Raw genomic sequence first — 19,804 nt, 5'->3', positions numbered from 1 at the left:
CTTTAAATCATTTTTAAAATTACGTAAGGCACTCAACGCTCAGGTTCCTTTGAAGAAGATCTTAAAAGTTCTTAGTACTTTCAACGTTCTCAACGTTAACGTTGCTGACACTCTCAACGATCAACGCGCTCAACGTTTCTTAGCGATTAATGCTGGAATAAGCTAAGATCTTAGCAATGACATCGTCAGAAGGATCTTTAGCCAGCTGATCTAAATGCGGTCTCAGACTATCGTAGAACTGGACATCCTTTTTCTCAAGCTCGTTTGTTCCCGGAATATCAAGACCGGAATGCGCGTAATTTAATGGGTTAACAGAAGTAGAGGTTTTTATCATAAGCAATAAACATGTATTAGTTTTCCTAATTAACGATATTATTACTACTTTAGTTTAACCTACACAATAATTCTGTGTAACATTTTTTTTATATAAATCAGGATATTTCTTTAACCTTCATCATCTTACGAAGATTGCTCAATGCATAACGCATTCTACCCAGTGCCGTATTTATACTTACATCTGTTAAGTCTGCAATTTCTTTAAAACTCAGGTCTGCATAATGGCGCATGATCAGTACTTCTTTCTGGTCGTCTGGCAAAAGATGGATCATCGCCCTCAAATCTAAATGGGTCTGTTCCCTAAGCATGCGGTCCTCAGCACTTTCTTCATGAAACTGGAGCATGTCAAATACATCGGAACCATCCGCACTGATAATAGACGGAGCGCGTTTTTCCTTTCTAAAAAAGTCAATAACCAGGTTATGTGCAATACGCATCACCCAGGGAAGAAATTTACCTTCCTCGTTATATTTACCTGATCTCAATGTATTGATCACCTTAATCAATGCGTCCTGAAAAATATCTTCGGCCAGGTACTGATCTTTTACCAATAAATAAATGGAGGTATAGATCTTGGTCTTATGCCTGCGCAGAAGTTCTTCTAAAACGGATTCATTACCAGTGAGGTACATGGATACCAGTTCTTGATCATTATGTTCTTGTAATTTCATAGGAGTTCCCTAACTAAATTCCCTTGCTGTGTTGCTAAAAAAATACTTAGTAGTTGTTTGATTCGATATCGTTTCTCCTGTTAAGTTTAGATGGTGAATGGGTAAGTTGGTTTATTAGTTCAAAAGAACCATTTTTTTATTAGAATTCAATATAAAAAGTGTTAAAAAAAAATTAAAATTGATTCATTGCCTTATTTTTGCACTTCCTCAAAGAACGGCATATTCATTTTTTGAGGTATATTAGCAGTATTCTATCCAGAAAACAATGAATAACGAAATCGATAAAGATCCGCATAAACATATAATCATAAAGGGTGCCAGAGTTCACAATCTTAAAAATATTGATGTAGCGATACCAAAAAATCAGCTGGTAGTCATTACCGGTATGTCTGGTTCTGGCAAGTCCTCCCTGGCATTTGATACTTTATACGCAGAGGGCCAGCGCAGGTACGTTGAAAGTTTGTCATCTTATGCCCGTCAGTTTATGGGCCGGATGAATAAGCCGGACGTAGACTATATTAAAGGGATTGCCCCGGCCATTGCCATTGAGCAAAAGGTAATTACCTCCAATCCACGCTCTACCGTAGGTACCTCCACAGAGGTTTACGATTACCTGAAACTGCTGTTTTCCAGAATAGGCAAAACGTACTCGCCGGTTTCCGGAAAGGTGGTGAAGAAAGATACCGTGACTACCGTGGTTGATTTTATTACTTCACTCGGTGAAGACCGCGTGGCCACTATATTTTGCCCGCTGTTTCCGCACAACAACCGCTCAATAAAAGAAGAGCTTGCCGTATTGCTGCAGAAAGGGTTTTTACGGATCTCCTATAAAGATAAGATCGAAAAGATAGAGTCGATACTTGAAGATGCTGATTTTAAAGACTTTGAACTTCAGGATGAACATACGGTAAAGATCCTGATCGACCGTATTGTAGTTAATGAAGAAGAAGAAACCATCAGCCGCATGGCTGACTCGGCACAAACTGCTTTTTTTGAGGGAAAAGGAGACTGCTATGTGGAGCATGAAGGGAAGTTGACCCACTTTTGTGATCGCTTTGAACTGGATGGTATCCGCTTTGAAGAGCCTACTCCTAACTTCTTCAGTTTTAACAATCCATATGGCGCGTGTAAACGCTGTGAAGGTTATGGTAATGTGATCGGGATTGATGAAGACCTGGTAATTCCGGATAAGAGTAAAAGTATCTTTGACAATGCCATTGCACCATGGCGGGGAGAGAAGATGCGGGAATGGCTAAACCGGTTTGTTAAGGCATCTTCAAAATTTGATTTCCCGATTCACCGTTCTTACAATGAGCTTACAGAGAAAGAGCAGCGGTTGGTTTGGACCGGTAATAAATATTTCGAGGGACTGGATGCTTTCTTTAAGGAACTTGAAGAACAAACCTATAAGATCCAGTACCGGGTAATGCTTTCCCGTTATCGTGGTAAAACTTCCTGCCCGGATTGTAAAGGATCCAGGCTGCGTAAGGATGCTTCTTATGTGAAGATCAATGATCAGTCAATTATTGATGTCGTGCTGATGCCGCTTTCCGGCATCCTCAATTTCTTTAATAACCTGAACCTATCTAAGAACGATGAGAAGATAGCCAAACGTTTACTGGCAGAGATCAGTAATCGTGTGCTGTACCTGAACAATGTAGGTTTGGGCTACCTAACCCTAAACCGCCTTTCCAATACCTTGTCCGGCGGAGAATCCCAACGGATCAATCTGGCTACTTCCTTAGGAAGCAGTTTGGTAGGGTCTATTTACGTGCTGGATGAGCCAAGCATCGGATTGCACCCCCGTGATACCAATAAGCTGATCGAGGTGCTCCTGTCGCTTCGTAATGTGGGTAATACTGTTTTGGTGGTTGAGCATGAGGAAGAAATGATGAAAGCCGCAGATCACATCATTGATATAGGCCCTGAAGCCGGAACGCATGGCGGGAACCTCGTTTTTAGCGGTACCTATAAAGAAATCATAAAAGATAAAAAAAGCCTGACCGGCAGATACCTTTCCGGAGCAGAGAAAATAGAAATTCCCAACGCCCGCAGAACCTGGAAAGACCATGTGCTGATTAAAGGTGCACGAGAGAATAACCTGAAGAATATTGATGTGAAGTTTCCGCTTGGCGTATTTACTGTAGTTAGCGGGGTATCCGGTTCCGGAAAGACAAGCTTAATCAAAAAGATCCTGTATCCGGCGCTTCAGAAAGCAATTGGTAATTATGCAGGAGAGCAAACGGGTTCTTATGACGGTATATTTGGACATTATGAGCTGGTTAGCCAGGTGGAAATGGTTGATCAAAATCCGATAGGAAGATCATCAAGATCCAACCCGGTAACCTATGTAAAGGCTTGGGATGATGTGCGTGCCTTGTTCTCTGCGCTGCCGGCATCTAAAGCTGCTGGATTAAAACCTGCAGCATTTTCATTTAATGTGGAAGGCGGACGTTGTGATGTGTGCCAGGGTGAGGGAGAAGTGAAGATCGAAATGCAGTTCATGGCTGATATTTATCTGCCCTGTGAAACCTGCGGCGGACGAAGATTTAAACAGCAGGTACTTGATGTAACTTACCAGGATAAAAATGTAGCGGATATTCTGGACCTGACCATCGAAGAAGCTGTCGCTTTTTTCAAAAATGAAACAAAGATCTTAAACAAGCTTCAGCCTTTGGTTGATGTTGGATTGGGCTATGTTCATTTGGGGCAGTCGTCAAATACACTTTCTGGTGGTGAGGCCCAGCGGATCAAGCTTGCATCTTTTTTAATTAAAGGTAATAATGCCAATAAAACGATGTTCATCTTCGATGAGCCTACAACGGGTTTGCACTTCCACGATATTAAAAAGCTGCTGATTGCACTGAATACCTTAATTGAACAGGGAAACACCATTTTGGTGATTGAGCACAATATGGATATGATCAAATCTGCAGACTGGGTAATAGATATCGGTCCGGAGGGTGGTGATCAAGGTGGTCATGTGGTATTTGAAGGTACACCAGAAGATCTGGTTCACTCAAAAAAATCATATACTGCGAAGTATTTGAAAGCACATTTGAAATAATATTATCTTCGCACATGCTTTTATTAACCTTCTTCCTGGGTATCATCTTAAATATGGTTGGATATATCCCTCCAGGAAATATAAACCTGACCGTAGTTCAGATTACCATAACGCGCGGAATCCGGCAGGCACTATACTTTATTGGGGCTTTTGCATCCATAGAGATCCTGTTTACCTTTGGCGTAATGCGCTTTGTGCAGTGGCTTTCCAGCGAGATCAAATTGGGTGACGTGATCGACGTGGTCATGGTCTTAATGTTTGGGGTACTGGGTGTAATTACCTGGAGATCAAGAAAGGAAATGCCTAAGGCAGATTACTCGAAAAAAGACAGCATCCGGTACGGGATGTTATTGGGTGTCGTCAATCCCATGCAGATTCCATATTGGTTATTTGTAGGTACTTACCTGATCTCTCATGAGTGGATAGACATTGGATACCTGTCGATCTCTATATTTAGCATCGGTTCTGGTATTGGTGCCGCGCTGGCCTTGTATGGCTTTGCCCGCTTTGCTCAATATATTCAGGAGAAGTTTGCATTAAGCAGTTACCTGGTCAATAAAAGTATCGCTATTTTGTTCTTTATACTGTCCGCATACCACATCGGCAAAATAGTCTATATACATTTCATCAAATAAGCATATAAGGTATAAGAGGCCACCCGCAGTAAAAGCGATTTCTAATGTGCTAATTTTTAAGAAATTCCAGGTTCCAGATCTTTTCTGCCTTACGTCCGATGAGCCAGAATGATGCAGCCAGTACGCTAAAAAATAAAGCCTTGTGCCAGCTGTCCCAAAAATATTCAAAGTAACGCGTATACAGATTAATGAAAAGAAAGGTAATGCCAAATTCCCTTGCAATATCATCCCGGTATTTTAAGCCGGCAAAGATGCTGACGATGCAAGCGGATGCAGATAGTATTCCCCAGTAAAAAAGGCTAAGCTGTTTAATTGAATACCATTCTTCAAGTGTCCCAAAATTGCCGAATACCGAAAGCAGCCACAGGGAAACAAATAAATAGATCATTCCGCAGATGTAATTGGTCTGGTAAAAAATAACCAGTTTCTTATTGTTCTTAAAGATGAAAGAGACTGCAGTAACGATCAGCCCAAAAAATACAAAGCGGAGCGGATAGTTCATGCCGGCAAAATAATAGTTCCACCTGGATAGGTAACCGGTTTCTGTACCAAACCATGCACCAAGGGAGATCAGTACAAAGGCCCAGATGAGCCTCGACTTAAATACAAAAGCCAGAATGCCGTAAACAAATACCGAGAACAGGATGAGCAGCGAAAAATGGGAGCTCCCATTATCCAGGGATTTGCCCAGATAGGCAATTGCATTTGCGGTAAGCATCACCCCGCTAAAGACGAGGGCCTCATTGCTAAATACCTGGTTAGATTTTGATTTCTTTCTTTTAAATGCAAGGTAGTAGACTATAACCGCTGCAACAGCAGAAAGGATGCTGATCATCAGGTCTGATGCATCAAACAAGCTTTCCAGGTAGTGTAAAATCTTATTGTCGATCAATAGTGCACCTAATGAAATTACCCCGCAAGCCATAGCCACCCAGAATGAATATTGAGCCAGCCGGCGCCAGTCGAAACTTTTAGCCTCATAGCTGCTGCGCAATTTCTCTACGGTATCTTCAGACAACAGGTTTTCTTCCTGCCAGTGGTTCAGCATCTCATCTAAAAAATCACTTTTTTCCTGGTCTATCTTCATTGCTGTGAAAGCTGCTGTCTGTTAGAATAAATCAAATATCTAAATTACTTTAACAAATCCGGTACCTTTTTGTTATTGCCCACAATCCATACCACATCTTCATTCTCAAATATCAGGTTCGAATCCGGGTTTAGGATGCGCTCACCATTTCGTTCTATGCCAACTACAAGACCCTGGGTGGTTTCACGGATCCCTGAGTTGCGGATGGTCTGACCAAATACAGGTGAGCTGCTGTTGATGACGATCTTTTGCAGCGTCATGTCCTTTTTAGGAAACGATGCTTCTTTATGCTCATCAATGTTTCCCTGAAAAAGTTCTTTAATGGCAGCCAGCTGATCATCTGTTCCAATCACCAGCACCTTATCATGCGGATACAGGCGGTCTTCCCGTCCAGGTGTAGGGATCATGATGGTACCGCGTTCAATCAGTGCAATGTTAACCCCATAATTTTCTCTAACAGACAGTTCCATTAATGTTTTACCAACCAAGCTAGACTCCGGGGCCACCACAAGCTCTTCCAGGTGGGTATCCCAGGGTAAGATCTCCGGTTGTGCATTCTGTGCTTCGCGGGCATTTAAGTTCAGTAAAAAGCGCTTCTCCAGTTTATCGTAAAAAGCCTGCAGCTTTCTGGAGAAAACGATCATGCCTACAATGGTCAGCAGCAGGGCAATACCCGCAGCAACCCAGGTGTCAAAAAACTCGTACATTAAAAAGCCGACAAAGAAAACACCCAGCGCAACCCTGAAAAACTCGATAGAGATTAAAGGCCCCCGCGTATATTTCTTATTTAACCACAAATGGGCATAGGCTGTTTTCTGGATTCTCCGGATAGATAAAGCCCATAAAAATGGAGACATGAGGATGAAGGAGATCACCACACTGATGATGGTCCCATTCATGCCGTTCCCAATATTCTCCACTATAAATGGCTGTAAGAATCTTGATGCCAAAAATATCACCGCAATGATAATTACCGAGTGGATGATGGTATTAAAGGTGTACGCCCTAAGCAGCACTTTCCAGTCACTAAGCCGGGTTATGCCTTCTGTGCCTGTACTGTAACGGCCAATGGCATCCAGCCATCTTTTGGGTAAAATGCGGGTTAGCAGATTATAAAATGGCTCTGAAAGTTTGATCAGGTAAGGTGTAGTAAATGTAGTTATTGCGGCAGCAGCAACAGCAATGGGATATAGAAAGTCGCTGGTAACCTTTAAGGTAACACCAAGTGTGGCAATGATGAATGAGAACTCTCCAATCTGTGCCAAACTCATACCCGCCTGTACCGAAGTTTTTAAAGGCTGTCCGGCAAGTAACGCGCCGAGTACCGTAAATATAATTTTACCCAGGATGATAACCAGTGTGATCACAATGATCGGAAACGCATATTCTACCAGTACACCGGGATCAATCAGCATCCCTACTGAAACAAAGAATACGGCAGAGAACAGGTCTTTTACCGATTTGGTTAAATGTTCGATCCGTTCTGCCTGTGTTGTTTCTGCGAGGATAGAACCCATGATAAATGCACCAAGGGCGGGAGAGAAGCCTACCTGTACTGCCAGCAGTACCATGACCAGGCAGAGTGCAAGCGATACCACCAGCATGGTCTCATCATTCATCAGCTTTTTGGTTGCCTTTAAGAATGTAGGTACTAAGAATATACCGCCTAAAAACCAAAGGGTTAAAAAGAAACCGAGCTTAAGAATGGAAAACAGCATCTCTGTTCCTGCCGATTGCTGGCTAACAGCAAGGGTAGAAAAGAGCACCAGTAATAAGATGGCCACAAGATCTTCTACGATCAGTACACCAAAAACAAGGCCTGCAAATTTCTTATGTTTAATACCAAGTTCTTCAAATGCTTTGATGGTGATCATGGTGGATGAGATGGATAAAATACCACCGAGGAACAGACTGTCCATGTCTTTCCATCCCATGGCTTTACCAACAAAATATCCGGCAAGTATTAAGAAGCCAACTTTTACTATGGCGGTAATGGATGCGGAGCCGCCAACTTTAACCAGTTTCTTGAAACTGAATTCTAATCCCAAACTAAATAAAAGGAAGATCACACCAATCTCGCCCCAAATGGTAATGCTTTCGTGATCTTTAACAGAAGGCAGAAAATCGAGATAAGGTCCAACCAGTACACCCGCAAGAATATACCCCAAAACAAGCGGCTGTTTGATCTTTTTAAAAAGTAGTGTAACTACACCGGCAGCGGCAAGAATAAGTCCTAAATCAGAGATTAAAGTTGGTAAATGAATCATAGGCAAAATTGTGTTTTGCCGTAATATACAATAAAAAGGGCGTTTTTACGTATAAAAACCCATAAAAATTCTATAAAGATTGGTTTTTGAAGTAAGCAAGCGTTGCTTCTTTGTCTTTAAATAATTGTTCTTTTAAAGCTTCAAGCCCCGTAAATTTAACGTCATGCCGTAGAAATTCAAGGAAATTCATCTTGATGTTCTGTCCATAGATCTCCTGATCAAAATCGAAGATGTTTACCTCGATGTTTCGCGTCATCCCATTGATGGTAGGACGCTGTCCGATATAGGCCATGCCCTGAAAAGATGCGCCGTTTAATTCTACAGTTACCGCATAGATTCCGTCGGAAGGGATGAGTTTATAGGTCTCCTCAACAAATATGTTAGCCGTAGGGTAGCCGATGGTCCGGCCAATCTTGTCGCCTTTAATGACGCGACCGTAGATGGAAAAGTTGTAGCCCAGAAAACTTGCTGCCAGGGCAACTTCTCCATTTAATACCGCCTTACGGATCTTGGTAGAGCTTACCGCAACATCATTGATATCCTGTTCCGGAATTTCTTCAATTTTAAAGTCGCACTTCTTTGAAAATTCTATAAGATCATCCATACCGCCTTTCCGGTCTTTACCAAAACGGTGATCATAACCCACAATGATTTGCTTGATGCCTATGGTGTCAACGAGTATGTTTTTAATGTATTCTGAAGGGCTAAGATTAGAAAAGTCGCGGGTAAACGGAGTAATGATCAAATGGTCAACACCAAGACCAGCCAGGATCTTTGCCTTTTCATGAATGGTATTGATCATCTTCAGGTCCTGGTTCTCCGGGTCTATGATCAGCCGGGGATGAGGAAAAAAGGTAAGGATCACACTTTCTCCGCCATTGGCTTTCGCCAGTTCACACAAGCGCTTAATGATCTTTTGATGTCCGTAATGTACCCCATCAAAGGTACCAATGGTAGCAACGGCATTATTTAGTTTCTTAAACTCGGAAAGGTGATTGTATATCTTCATTAAATGTATCTCTCTATTAGCTGCTTAATGTAAAGCCTGGCGTTTAACCACGCCTCCTTTAATGTCAGCAATTTGTTGCTGTACAACAAAAGCATCCGGATCAATTTGTCTGATCTCCGATTGAAGCTTACTCATCTCCAGCTTGGTTACAACAGTATATAAAATGTCAATATCTTTTTTAATGCCATAACCACCTTCACCCTTATAAACGGTAACACCGCGCTTCATCTTGTCAGTAATGAATTGTTTAATCACATCATTTTTATCAGAGATGATGGTAACACCGGTATACTGCTCCAGTCCGTTAACCACAAAGTCTACGGTTTTCGACGCAGAAAGATAGGTAAGGATAGAATACATCGCCGTAACAATATCCAGGAAATAAGCAACCACACCAAAGATCAGCACATTCAATACCAATATGATGTTACCTACTGTAAGAATGCTGTTCCTGCTGATATATAAGGCAAGTACTTCAGTGCCGTCAATAACACAGCCGCCACGCATCGCCAAGCCGATGCCGCCACCTAAAAATAGTCCGCCAAAAACTGCAATCAGTAATTTATCGTGCGTTACCGGCTCAAAAGGAACCAGGAACAACATCAGCGCCAAAACAATAATTGCTATGGTTGTTTTAATTGCAAAGCCTTTCCCAATTTGTTTGTAGCCAAGCAGGATAAAGGGAATGTTGATTATAAGGATCAAATAGTAAAGTTCAAAACCGGTTAGCCGGCTGATCAATAAAGAAATGCCGGTTACGCCACCATCGATAAAGTCGTTGGGCATTAAGAAACTCTTTAAGCCAAAACAAGCAAATACAATTCCAAGGGTGATCAGCAGCAGATCTTTGAGATACCTTAAGCTATTGTTTTGAAGATGGGTTTGCATAACACTATTTGTTACGAAGATAGCTAACTAAATCTGATACCTCAAATGCATTTTCAAGCAAAAAGCTGCCGCTGCGTGTACGGGTAAGTTTGGACAGGTAAGCGCCATTATCCAGGTGCCTGCCAAAATCAGAGATCAGCGACCTGATGTATGTTCCTTTACTGCAAACGATTCTAAAGTCGACTTCAGGAAGCGCGATGCGGGTAATCTCGAATTCAGAAACCGTTACGTCACGCAACCGCAGTTCTGGTTCTTCTCCACGTCTGGCTTTAACATATAAGCGTTCTCCGTTTACTTTAACTGCAGAATGCGCCGGGGGATATTGCTGAATGCTGCCTTTAAAAGGAGCAGTGGCAGTGTAAATGGCTTCTTCAGTAATCCCATCTAACGGAAAGGTCTGGTCAATGGCCGTCTCTAAATCAAAAGAAGGGGTGGTGGCACCAAGTACCAGGGTTCCGGTATATTCTTTTTCTTCTGCCTGAAAGGTGTCTATTTGCTTGGTTAATTTTCCGGTACATAAGATCAATAGCCCTGTAGCCAGCGGATCTAATGTTCCGGCATGGCCAACCTTTAGCTTTAAAGGCTTTAGGGAATTCCTGATCTTACCAACTACATCAAAGCTGGTCCATTTATAGGGTTTGTTGATGAGTAGTAATTCTCCTTCAGCAAAATTAAATTCAGGAAATATTTTTGCAGGTATGGGTTCTTCAGATTCAGACATCTCTCGTTCTCGCTCAATTTCTTTTAGCACGTTTCTTTTTTCTTGTTATTACATCAATACCCGTATCAAGCCCGGCTTGAAAAAGCAACTCGCAGATAAATTCAACGATGCCTTCAGCCAGGGCAACCATTATAGTACGTTCATTTCAACACCCGAAAAGTAGAGTGCAAGGATAACCACACCAATTACAATCCGGTACCATCCGAAGATCCGGAAGCCGTGTTTGGATAAAAATCCGATGAAAGATTTAATGGCAATGATGGCAACAATGAACGCAACAACGTTTCCAAAAAGAAGGAATTTAACGTTCTCTGAATTCAACAGTTCATAACCATTCAGAAGTTTATATCCTGTAGCGGCGCACATGGTAGGTACAGCCAGGAAGAAAGAGAACTCAGCGGCAGCATTTCTGCTTAGCTTTTGCTGCATACCACCAATAATGGTTGCTGCACTTCTGCTCAATCCAGGGAAAACAATGGCAAGTACCTGGTAACAGCCAATCTTAAATGCAGTAAGGTTACTAATTTCAGCTTCATTGTTAATTTGGGGCTTTTTGAAAAACCGGTCTATAAACAACAAGACAATACCACCTAATAATAAAACGATTGCAATAAACCGGGGGTCGCCAAGCTTCTCATCAATAAAATCATTTAGAAGCTTTCCGAAGATCAATGCAGGAATAACTGCAATGATCAGCTTTACATAGAACTGCCATTTAGAAAAGTCGAAGAACTTTTTCCAATAAAGCACCACAACAGCTAAAATGGCACCTAACTGGATGGCCACTTCATATAACTTAACAAAGTCGTCATTGCCGATGCCCATAAAAGAACTGGCAATAACCATGTGGCCGGTTGACGATACCGGTAAAAATTCAGTCAAACCCTCTATTACAGCAAGAATAAAGGCTTGTAAATAATCCATGAATTACTATTTCTTTAAGATCGCATAAACGCCGAACCCAAATCCAAACAACACCACCATTGGAGCAAGTAAGGTCTTTCTGAAATCGTAAATATCAGTAGTGCCGATCATTAAAATAAAACCAAGTACAACGATCGCAATGCTGATCAGTAACAATTGGTAGTTCTTTTTAGTAAATACTAATTCTGTTTTTTCCTGGCTTGCAGGTGTAGTTCTTTTCTCTGCCATTATCTGTAAAGGTCGTAAATTTTTAAACGTAAATATTTGCTCACTGCAAATGAGGTACTGATGGCAGTAATAAAGATGCCGATACCCACTAAACCAAGTAGAACGATACCAAATTCAGTATAGTTCCTTAAGATCACAATCTCAGGAATTTCTTTCTGGGCATAATATAAAAGACCCAATAATATTAAAATGGCAATAAATGCTGCAATAAGTCCGTGTAAAGCGGCAAGCAGGATAAATGGCTTGCGGATAAAGTTGCGTGTAGCACCAACAAGCTGCATGCTTTTGATCAGGAAACGCTGAGAATAAATGGCCAGCCTGATCGTATTGTTGATAAGTGCCACAGAGATGATCAGTAAGATGGCAGCAAAGCCTAAAATGATCAGGCCAATGGTATTGATATTTTTATTCACCATATCGATCAGTGAACTTTGATAGATTACCTCTTTAACCACTGGGTTTTTGGCGATGCTGGTTTTTAGATCTTCAATACCTTTATTGTTCGCATAATCTGCCTTCAAGTACACATCAACAGTAGAAAGCAGCGGGTTGTATCCTAAAAAGTTAACAAAATCTTCACCAAGGTCTTTGGTTAGGTTTCTTGCTGCCATCTCCTTATTTACATATTGGGTTTGTTTGATTGCAGGATTGGCATTCAGTTCTTTTTGGAACTGCAATACATCGGTTTCTTTTGCGCCCTCATCTACAATGATATTCAACACAATATTTTCTTTCACGTAGTTGGAAAGGTTCTTTGCATGAACAAGTATCAACCCCAGCATGCCCAGCATTAGTAAAACCAATGCAATACTGAAGATTGTAGAAATATAAATGGTTTTAGTCTTTTTAGAAGCATCGCTCACTTCAAATTCTTCCATGTATTTATCTTTATGTTTTGCGAAAATAAAAAAATATACCCAACAAATTTAAATTATATGCCTTTTATCGGTTAATCGCAGTAAAACCATATAACGAAATTTAGAGAAAATTAGTTTGGGCGACTTAAAATTAAGGATTTCTGCATGAAAACCTGCTTAGTTTTCTATAGTTTTGGAAGGTATTTATGTCTGAAAAAATAAATTATAACGCGTATATTTTCATTTTCTTAAAATGGATCTTGCTGTTGCTTATTGTGGGTATTGCTGCGGGCACGTTATCAGCCATTTTTTTAACGGCACTAAATTGGGCAACCACATTCAGGGAGGCACACATCCGCATCATTTATTTATTGCCTGTAGCTGGTTTGCTTACCGGGCTTTTGTATCATTATTTGGGTAATGACGTGGAGCGCGGCAATAACCTTGTGCTGGATACCATTCACAATCCCGGTAACGTGATCCCATTTAAAATGGCACCGCTGGTGTTACTGGGAACGATCATTACCCATTTATTCGGAGGCTCGGCCGGTCGGGAAGGAACAGCGCTGCAGATGTCTGCTGCAGCAGCAGATCAACTGCACAGGCCTTTTAAACTGACTAAACAAGAACGCACCATCCTATTGATTGCCGGTTTAAGCGCTGGCTTTGCATCTGTATTTGGTACGCCTGTGGCAGGTGCGATCTTTGGGCTTGAGGTTTTGCTGATGGGCAGGATCCTATACAAAGCAATTGTTCCTGCAATTGCGGCTGCTTTTATCGCAGCAGGCGTGACTGAACTGTGGGGCGTTGGCCATACCCATTATGCGATTACGGAGATCCCGGTAATCTCGTTTCAGGGGATAGGCATATCTGTATTGGCCGGGATTGCCTTCGGACTGGCTGCAGTTGCATTTGTGCAGTTTACCCATCTGTTTGGCAAAGTGTTTAAAGCGATAAAGTACGCGCCCCTCAGGCCATTTGCAGGTGGCATGCTGGTTGTTGTCCTGGTGATGCTATTGGGCACCTATAAATACATCGGACTGGGAATTCCTGTAATCGTCGATTCTTTTCTGCATTATTCTGCGCCTGAGGACTTTGCTTTAAAGATGCTGTTAACCGCAGTGACAATTGGTGCGGGCTTTAAAGGCGGAGAGGTAACGCCATTGTTTTTTATCGGGGCAACGCTGGGCAGTGCCTTATCTATCTGGCTTCCATTACCCATCAGCCTGCTTGCCGGAATGGGCTTTGTAGCCGTTTTTGCCGGGGCATCTAAAACACCGGTAGCCTGCTGCGTAATGGCATTGGAGCTATTTGGCATTTCTTGTGGTATTTATGTGATTGTTGCCTGTACCGTGTCTTACCTCATTTCCGGCTCACATAACATCTATAATCCGGCAGAAAATAAAACCCCTAAGCACTTTTTAATCAAACAGTTTCTATAACAGCCTTTATTTAGTTATTTTCGCCCCCTATATAAAGGAAATGTTGTAATGGATTACCAATTTAAAGAAATAGAACAAAAGTGGCAGAAAATTTGGGCTCAAAACCAAACGTTTAAAGCCGATACAGATACCTCAAAACCTAAGTTTTATGTGCTGGACATGTTCCCTTACCCATCCGGGGCAGGCTTGCATGTGGGTCATCCGCTGGGTTACATCGCTTCTGATATATTTTCAAGATACAAAAGGTTAAAGGGTTTTAATGTACTGCATCCAATGGGATACGATTCCTTTGGACTGCCAGCAGAGCAGTATGCGATACAAACCGGTCAGCACCCGGCATTAACTACAGAAACCAATATCAATACCTACAGACGCCAGCTGGATAAGATCGGGTTTTCATTTGACTGGAGCAGGGAAGTCCGCACCAGTGATCCTTCTTATTATAAATGGACCCAATGGATCTTTATGCAGCTGTTCAATTCCTGGTACAACCTGGAAAATGACCGCGCAGAAGACATCACCACCTTAATTGAGAAATTTAATGCCTCGGGCAGTGCCGATGTTAAGGCGGTATGTGATGAAGATATTAAGTCTTTCATGCCGTCAGACTGGGCTACCATGACCCCGGAAGAAAAACAGGAAGAACTGTTAAAATACCGCCTAACCTATTTGAGGGAAAGCACGGTGAACTGGTGCCCTGCACTCGGAACTGTACTTGCCAACGATGAGGTAAAGGATGGATATTCTGAGCGTGGCGGTCATCCCGTTGAGCAGAAGAAAATGATGCAGTGGAGCATGCGCATCTCTGCTTATGCTGAGCGTTTACTGCAAGGCTTAAATACGATAGACTGGCCAGAGCCAGTTAAAGAAATGCAGCGCAACTGGATTGGTAAGAGTGTAGGCGCGAGCGTACGGTTCCCGATAGAGAATGCACCGGCATCGTTTGACAACTACATTGAAGTATTTACCACAAGGGTAGACACCATATTTGGCGTTTCTTACCTGGTGCTTGCTCCAGAGCATGAAATGGTTTCGGTGTTGACCACGCCTGCTCAAAAGGAATCAGTAGAGACCTACATTACGCAGACAAAGAAGAAATCTGAGCTGGACCGCATGGCGGATACAAAAACAGTTTCGGGTGCCTTTACCGGTAGCTATGTCATTAACCCGGTTAGTGGTGAACGTGTTCAGCTGTGGATTGCAGACTATGTGCTTGCCGGATATGGAACTGGTGCGGTAATGGGCGTACCAAGCGGTGACCAGCGCGACTGGTTATTTGCAAAGCACTTCAACTTGCCAATTGTACAGATCCTTGATGCGCAAAAAGAAATAGATGTTCAGGCTGATGCCACTAAGGAAGGTACCTACATTAATTCCGGATTTATTAACGGAATGACCTATGCAGAGGCTATCCCCACATTAAACAATTGGCTTGCAGAAAAAGGAGCGGGTAAGGCAAAGATCAATTACCGCATGCGTGATGCCATTTTTGGCCGCCAGCGTTATTGGGGAGAACCCATCCCGGTTTATTTTAAGAACGGACTTCCATACCTGATCAAAGAAGAGGAGCTTCCCTTAATGCTTCCTGAAATTGATAAATATTTGCCTACAGAAACCGGCGAGCCGCCATTGGGCAGGGCTGAAGACTGGAGTTATGAAGATCAGTATGAATATGAACTGAGCACCATGCCGGGCTGGGCAGGATCTAGCTGGTATTGGTACCGCTATATGGATGCGCAGAACGATGGCAGTTTTGCTTCTAAAGAAGCCATTGAATATTGGAAAGATGTAGATCTGTACATTGGTGGCTCAGAACATGCAACCGGACATTTGCTGTACAGCCGTTTCTGGAACAAGTTCTTAAAAGATCTGGGTTATGTGCAGGAAGAAGAACCGTTCAAAAAGCTGATTAACCAGGGAATGATCCAGGGCAGGAGTAACTTTGTTTACCGTGTGGTTGACGAAAATGGAAAAGGTACCAACACTTTGGTGTCTCAGGGCTTAAAGAAAGATTATAAAACTTCAGCATTGCATGTTGATGTAAATATTGTTGAAAATGAGGTCCTGGATATTGCAAAGTTCAAGCTATTCAGACCAGAATTTGCAGATGCCGAATTTATCCTGGAGAACGGCAAATACATTTGTGGTGTCGAGGTAGAGAAAATGTCTAAATCTAAGTTTAACGTTGTAAACCCGGATATACTGATCGAAAACTACGGTGCAGATACGCTGCGCATGTATGAAATGTTCTTAGGACCGCTGGAACAAAGTAAGCCTTGGAATACAAACGGCATTGAAGGTGTATTTAAATTCCTTCGTAAGTTCTGGAGGTTGTTCCATAACGATACATGGGTATTTAATGTCAGTGATTCTGTTCCTTCAAAAGCAGAATTAAAGGCACTGCATAAGATCATTAAAAAAGTTCAGGACGATATTGACCGCTTTTCATTCAATACTTCTGTATCGAGCTTCATGATCGCGGTTAATGAGCTTACCGATCTGAAATGTAAGAACAGGCAGGTATTGGAAGATTTGGTAGTTGTACTTTCTTCCTATGCACCGCACATTTGTGAGGAACTATGGGCGCAGCTTGGGCATGAAGAAGGAAGCTTGTCTTATGCTAAATACCCCGAGTTTAACCCGGCCTATTTAGTAGAAGATGAGTTTAGTTACCCAATCTCTGTAAATGGTAAAACACGCTTAAATTTAAACTTAAGCCTGTCACTGGACGTTAAAGCAATTGAAGATGCAGTAATGGCTGATGAGCAGGTTCAAAAATACCTGGATGGTAAAACGCCAAAGAAAGTGATCGTAGTAAAAGGACGTATTGTTAACATCGTACTTTAAATTTAAAATAAAGTACCTGATCGCGTACTGCTAAGTTACGGTCAGGTACTGTAAATAACTTTGCTGTCTGTGTGCTATAATTTTGCCTTTAAACTGCTGTTCTATTGCTCTGAGCAAAAGGATACCAAAACAATAGCAAAAGGGTAGCAAAAGAAAAGCAAAAGGAATTGGCTTACCAATGTCATGTCTTATCCTAAATAGGCTATACCTTTTGCCTAATTAATTTTGAATTGACTATGCATGCTGTCCTATACTGGAATACGTTTACGTATTGTATCCGGTGGCTATATAATTTAACCGATAAAAAGACGCGTTTCACCGACTCTTGTTCGCAGGTGGTCATCATTCTATAGTTCCAGGCTGTAACAAAATATACCTTGCGTAGACTAATGGAAGAAATACAAATTATATGAAAAAAACTATACTATTTATATTGGCTTTTGGGTTCGTATTTAGTGCGCAGGCACAATTCCCTTTAGGGGGCGCAGTGCAAAAACCAAAAGTAACAGGTAGGATCACCGCAGTGATCTTAGACTCTTTAACTAAAAAACCGATTGATTACGCCAGTGTCTCTTTATTAAAAGAAAAAGACAACAAATCAGTTAACGGGGCAGTATCTGACGAAAGAGGAAAAGTATCCTTGCAGAATGTTACACCTGATCAGTACAAGATGTCTATTGGGTTTATGGGATACAAATCAAGGATCATATCAGTGAAAACTACTCCTGAGAAACCAGATCTGAATGCCGGCACCATTTACCTTAGTCCTACAGAAAGTACGCTTAAAGAAGTAGCCATTGTTGGTGCGCAGGCTTTGATTGAAAATAAAGTAGATAAGCTGGTTTACAACGCTGAAGCAGATGCAACCAACGCCGGTGGCGATGCAACAGATGTGATGCGTAAAGTACCGATGCTTTCTGTAGACATGAACGGTAACGTTCAGCTTCGCGGAAGTGCAGTACGGATACTGATCAATGGCAAGCCATCTGGTACCATGGCAAACAGCGTGGCTGATGCGTTAAAGATGATCCCTGCAGAGCAGATCAAAAGTGTAGAAGTGATTACCAGCCCTTCTGCAAAATACGATGCAGAAGGATCAGGCGGGATCATCAACATCATCACTAAAAAGAAGACCGCAGAAGGAACCAGCGGAAGCATCAATGCTACAGCAGGAACACGGTCCAATAATGGAGCTTTTAATTTTAATGTTAAAACAGGCCGTTTGGCTGTAACCACAAGCCTGGGTGTAAATCATGCCTATCCGCAAAAATCCAATGTAGTGCTGTTTAACAGCTCTGTAATCAATGGGGTTACCAATACGGTTTCTCAAAACGGATATTCAGACTGGTCCAGGGTTGGATACAATGGCAGTGTGGGTTTGGATTATGACATCAATGGTTATAACAACATCAGCTCAACCGTTAAGTTAAACCGGTTCTCTAACGGAGGTCCCGGAACTAACGACATCCTGGTAAACCAAGTCCTTTCTCAGAACATTAGGGATAATGACATGAGCTTTAACAATATGGACTGGAATGTTGATTACCGCAAAACAAGCAAAAAAGAAGGAGAAGAATTCAGCATTTCCGCACAGCTGTCTACCGGCAGGAACGAGAGTGAATTTACAAATCGCTTTTTAACAGCCGGCGTTCCCGAAATTGTGCAGTTTAGGGACAATACCGGAAAAAATAATGAGTACACGCTGCAAGCAGACTATACCTACCCGTTTAGTAAGACAACAACGCTTGAAACTGGGTTAAAGGGGATAGTAAGGAACATTGTAAGTGATTACGATCTAAATGCCGAAGACTTTGATTACGATCAGAATGTGGCTTCGGCATATGGGGTTATAGGCTTTAAGTTAACACCAAAGATCACTGCAAAGGCAGGGCTAAGGGCAGAATATACAATGATCGATGGAATGGCTGGTAATACCCAGGGCTTCAATAATGATTATTTTAACCTATTCCCAAGTTTGATCGTCTCGCAAACCTTAAAAGGGATGACTACAATCAAGCTGAGTTATAACCGCAGGGTACAGCGCCCAAGTTTATTTTATCTGAACCCGTTCAGGAATGAAAGTGACATTTATAACCCATTAGAGGGTAATCCGAAACTGTCACCCGAGTTAACCGATAATATCGAATTTGGCTATTCTACGTTCATTAAAGGATCGGTGATCAATGCATCTGTATTTTATAGAAGCACACAGGATGTGATCGAAAGTTCGATCAATCCGGTTACCGAAAATGGGGTTAATAAAAACCTCACCACCTATATCAACGTAGGCACCAGCCAGTCGTACGGATTCAATCTGTTTGGATCATACAATCCGAAACCAAAATGGACGTTGATGAGTAATTTTGGATTGAATACTTATGAAGTTAATAACGCCGCCAATAACATCAGTACCGGAACATTGTTAAATTATACCATTTATGCACGTTCTGCCTATGCATTTTCTGGCGGGTGGAATACGGAACTTTGGGGAGTGATCAACTCACCAAAACGTACATTCCAAGGTAAAACAGATGCCATGTATTTTTATGGAGGAGCAGTAAAAAAAGAAATATTCAATAAAACGGCAACCATTGGCTTGAATGTATTGAACCCGTTCAGCAGGGATCTGAACATCAAAACGAATAACAGTACAGCTACCTCAGTGCAGCGAACAGATATTCATTACCCATTGCGCTCATTTGGATTAAACTTCAGCTATAAATTTGGTAAACTGAAGTTTACAGAGAAGAAAACAATCAAAAATGACGACTTGAAAAAAGAAGACCAGGGTGGAATGGGTGGTGGCGTTCAGCAGCAGAAATAAA

The 19,804-nt window shown here is 41.9% G+C and carries 15 protein-coding genes; 5 read left to right on the top strand and 10 right to left on the bottom strand.

All coding sequences use genetic code 11. The features are described 5' to 3' along the window. Nucleotides 1-139 precede the first annotated feature (139 nt). Both ATK78_RS16435 and ATK78_RS16430 read right to left on the bottom strand, forming a co-directional pair. On the bottom strand, nucleotides 140-334 hold the full coding sequence (locus tag ATK78_RS16435; protein ID WP_133577195.1) for a hypothetical protein: 195 nt from the start codon (nucleotides 332-334) through the stop codon (nucleotides 140-142). Nucleotides 335-431: 97 nt separating this feature from the next. After that, nucleotides 432-1,007, bottom strand: coding sequence for an RNA polymerase sigma factor (locus ATK78_RS16430; protein ID WP_133577194.1), 576 nt, complete (start codon nucleotides 1,005-1,007; stop codon nucleotides 432-434). Between the two features lie 265 nt (nucleotides 1,008-1,272). On the opposite strand from ATK78_RS16430, the gene uvrA reads away from it, so the two are divergent. Beyond that, the gene (gene uvrA / locus ATK78_RS16425; RefSeq protein ID WP_133577193.1) at nucleotides 1,273-4,074 is read left to right on the top strand and encodes an excinuclease ABC subunit UvrA; all 2,802 of its coding nucleotides are present in this window, start codon (nucleotides 1,273-1,275) and stop codon (nucleotides 4,072-4,074) included. A gap of 14 nt (nucleotides 4,075-4,088) precedes the next feature. Then, a complete protein-coding gene (locus tag ATK78_RS16420) occupies nucleotides 4,089-4,709 on the top strand; it encodes a lysine transporter LysE (RefSeq protein ID WP_133577192.1) in 621 nt (206 codons plus the stop codon). A gap of 49 nt (nucleotides 4,710-4,758) precedes the next feature. Here ATK78_RS16420 and ATK78_RS16415 read toward each other — a convergent pair whose 3' ends face one another. The 8 genes from ATK78_RS16415 to ATK78_RS16380 form a co-directional block, all read right to left on the bottom strand. After that, complete coding sequence (locus tag ATK78_RS16415; RefSeq protein WP_133577191.1) at nucleotides 4,759-5,796, bottom strand: DUF2157 domain-containing protein; 1,038 nt, start codon at nucleotides 5,794-5,796, stop codon at nucleotides 4,759-4,761. 44 nt (nucleotides 5,797-5,840) lie between these two features. Continuing rightward, complete coding sequence (locus ATK78_RS16410) at nucleotides 5,841-8,063, bottom strand: cation:proton antiporter (protein WP_133577190.1); 2,223 nt, start codon at nucleotides 8,061-8,063, stop codon at nucleotides 5,841-5,843. Nucleotides 8,064-8,133: 70 nt separating this feature from the next. Beyond that, the gene (locus ATK78_RS16405) at nucleotides 8,134-9,072 is read right to left on the bottom strand and encodes a bifunctional riboflavin kinase/FAD synthetase (protein WP_133577189.1); all 939 of its coding nucleotides are present in this window, start codon (nucleotides 9,070-9,072) and stop codon (nucleotides 8,134-8,136) included. Between the two features lie 24 nt (nucleotides 9,073-9,096). Next, entirely contained in the window at nucleotides 9,097-9,960 is an 864-nt protein-coding gene (locus ATK78_RS16400; protein WP_133577188.1) for a YitT family protein, read from the bottom strand. 4 nt (nucleotides 9,961-9,964) lie between these two features. Further along, complete coding sequence (truB, locus tag ATK78_RS16395; protein ID WP_133577296.1) at nucleotides 9,965-10,681, bottom strand: tRNA pseudouridine(55) synthase TruB; 717 nt, start codon at nucleotides 10,679-10,681, stop codon at nucleotides 9,965-9,967. 129 nt (nucleotides 10,682-10,810) lie between these two features. After that, nucleotides 10,811-11,605, bottom strand: a complete 795-nt coding sequence (locus ATK78_RS16390; RefSeq protein WP_133577187.1) for an undecaprenyl-diphosphate phosphatase — start codon at nucleotides 11,603-11,605, stop codon at nucleotides 10,811-10,813. Nucleotides 11,606-11,611: 6 nt separating this feature from the next. Next, nucleotides 11,612-11,833 carry a DUF3098 domain-containing protein gene (locus ATK78_RS16385; protein ID WP_133577186.1) on the bottom strand — a complete coding sequence of 74 codons (222 nt, stop codon included), beginning with the start codon at nucleotides 11,831-11,833 and terminating at the stop codon, nucleotides 11,612-11,614. Continuing rightward, the gene (locus ATK78_RS16380) at nucleotides 11,833-12,711 is read right to left on the bottom strand and encodes a cell division protein FtsX (RefSeq protein ID WP_133577185.1); all 879 of its coding nucleotides are present in this window, start codon (nucleotides 12,709-12,711) and stop codon (nucleotides 11,833-11,835) included. Before ATK78_RS16380 ends, ATK78_RS16385 begins: the two co-directional genes overlap by 1 nt. 185 nt (nucleotides 12,712-12,896) lie before the next feature. On the opposite strand from ATK78_RS16380, the gene ATK78_RS16375 reads away from it, so the two are divergent. The 3 genes from ATK78_RS16375 (at nucleotide 12,897) to ATK78_RS16365 (ending at nucleotide 19,803) form a co-directional block, all read left to right on the top strand. Further along, on the top strand, nucleotides 12,897-14,132 hold the full coding sequence (locus ATK78_RS16375; protein ID WP_133577184.1) for a chloride channel protein: 1,236 nt from the start codon (nucleotides 12,897-12,899) through the stop codon (nucleotides 14,130-14,132). A 48-nt stretch (nucleotides 14,133-14,180) separates the two neighbouring features. After that, complete coding sequence (gene leuS, locus ATK78_RS16370; RefSeq protein WP_133577183.1) at nucleotides 14,181-16,979, top strand: leucine--tRNA ligase; 2,799 nt, start codon at nucleotides 14,181-14,183, stop codon at nucleotides 16,977-16,979. Nucleotides 16,980-17,388: 409 nt separating this feature from the next. Further along, a complete protein-coding gene (locus ATK78_RS16365; protein WP_133577182.1) occupies nucleotides 17,389-19,803 on the top strand; it encodes an outer membrane beta-barrel family protein in 2,415 nt (804 codons plus the stop codon). Nucleotide 19,804 lies beyond the last annotated feature (1 nt).

Source organism: Pedobacter metabolipauper (assembly GCF_004362715.1).
GTDB lineage: Bacteria > Bacteroidota > Bacteroidia > Sphingobacteriales > Sphingobacteriaceae > Pedobacter > Pedobacter metabolipauper.
Note: the sequence above shows the minus strand (reverse complement) of the source record. Positions and strands in the feature narration are given on the sequence as shown.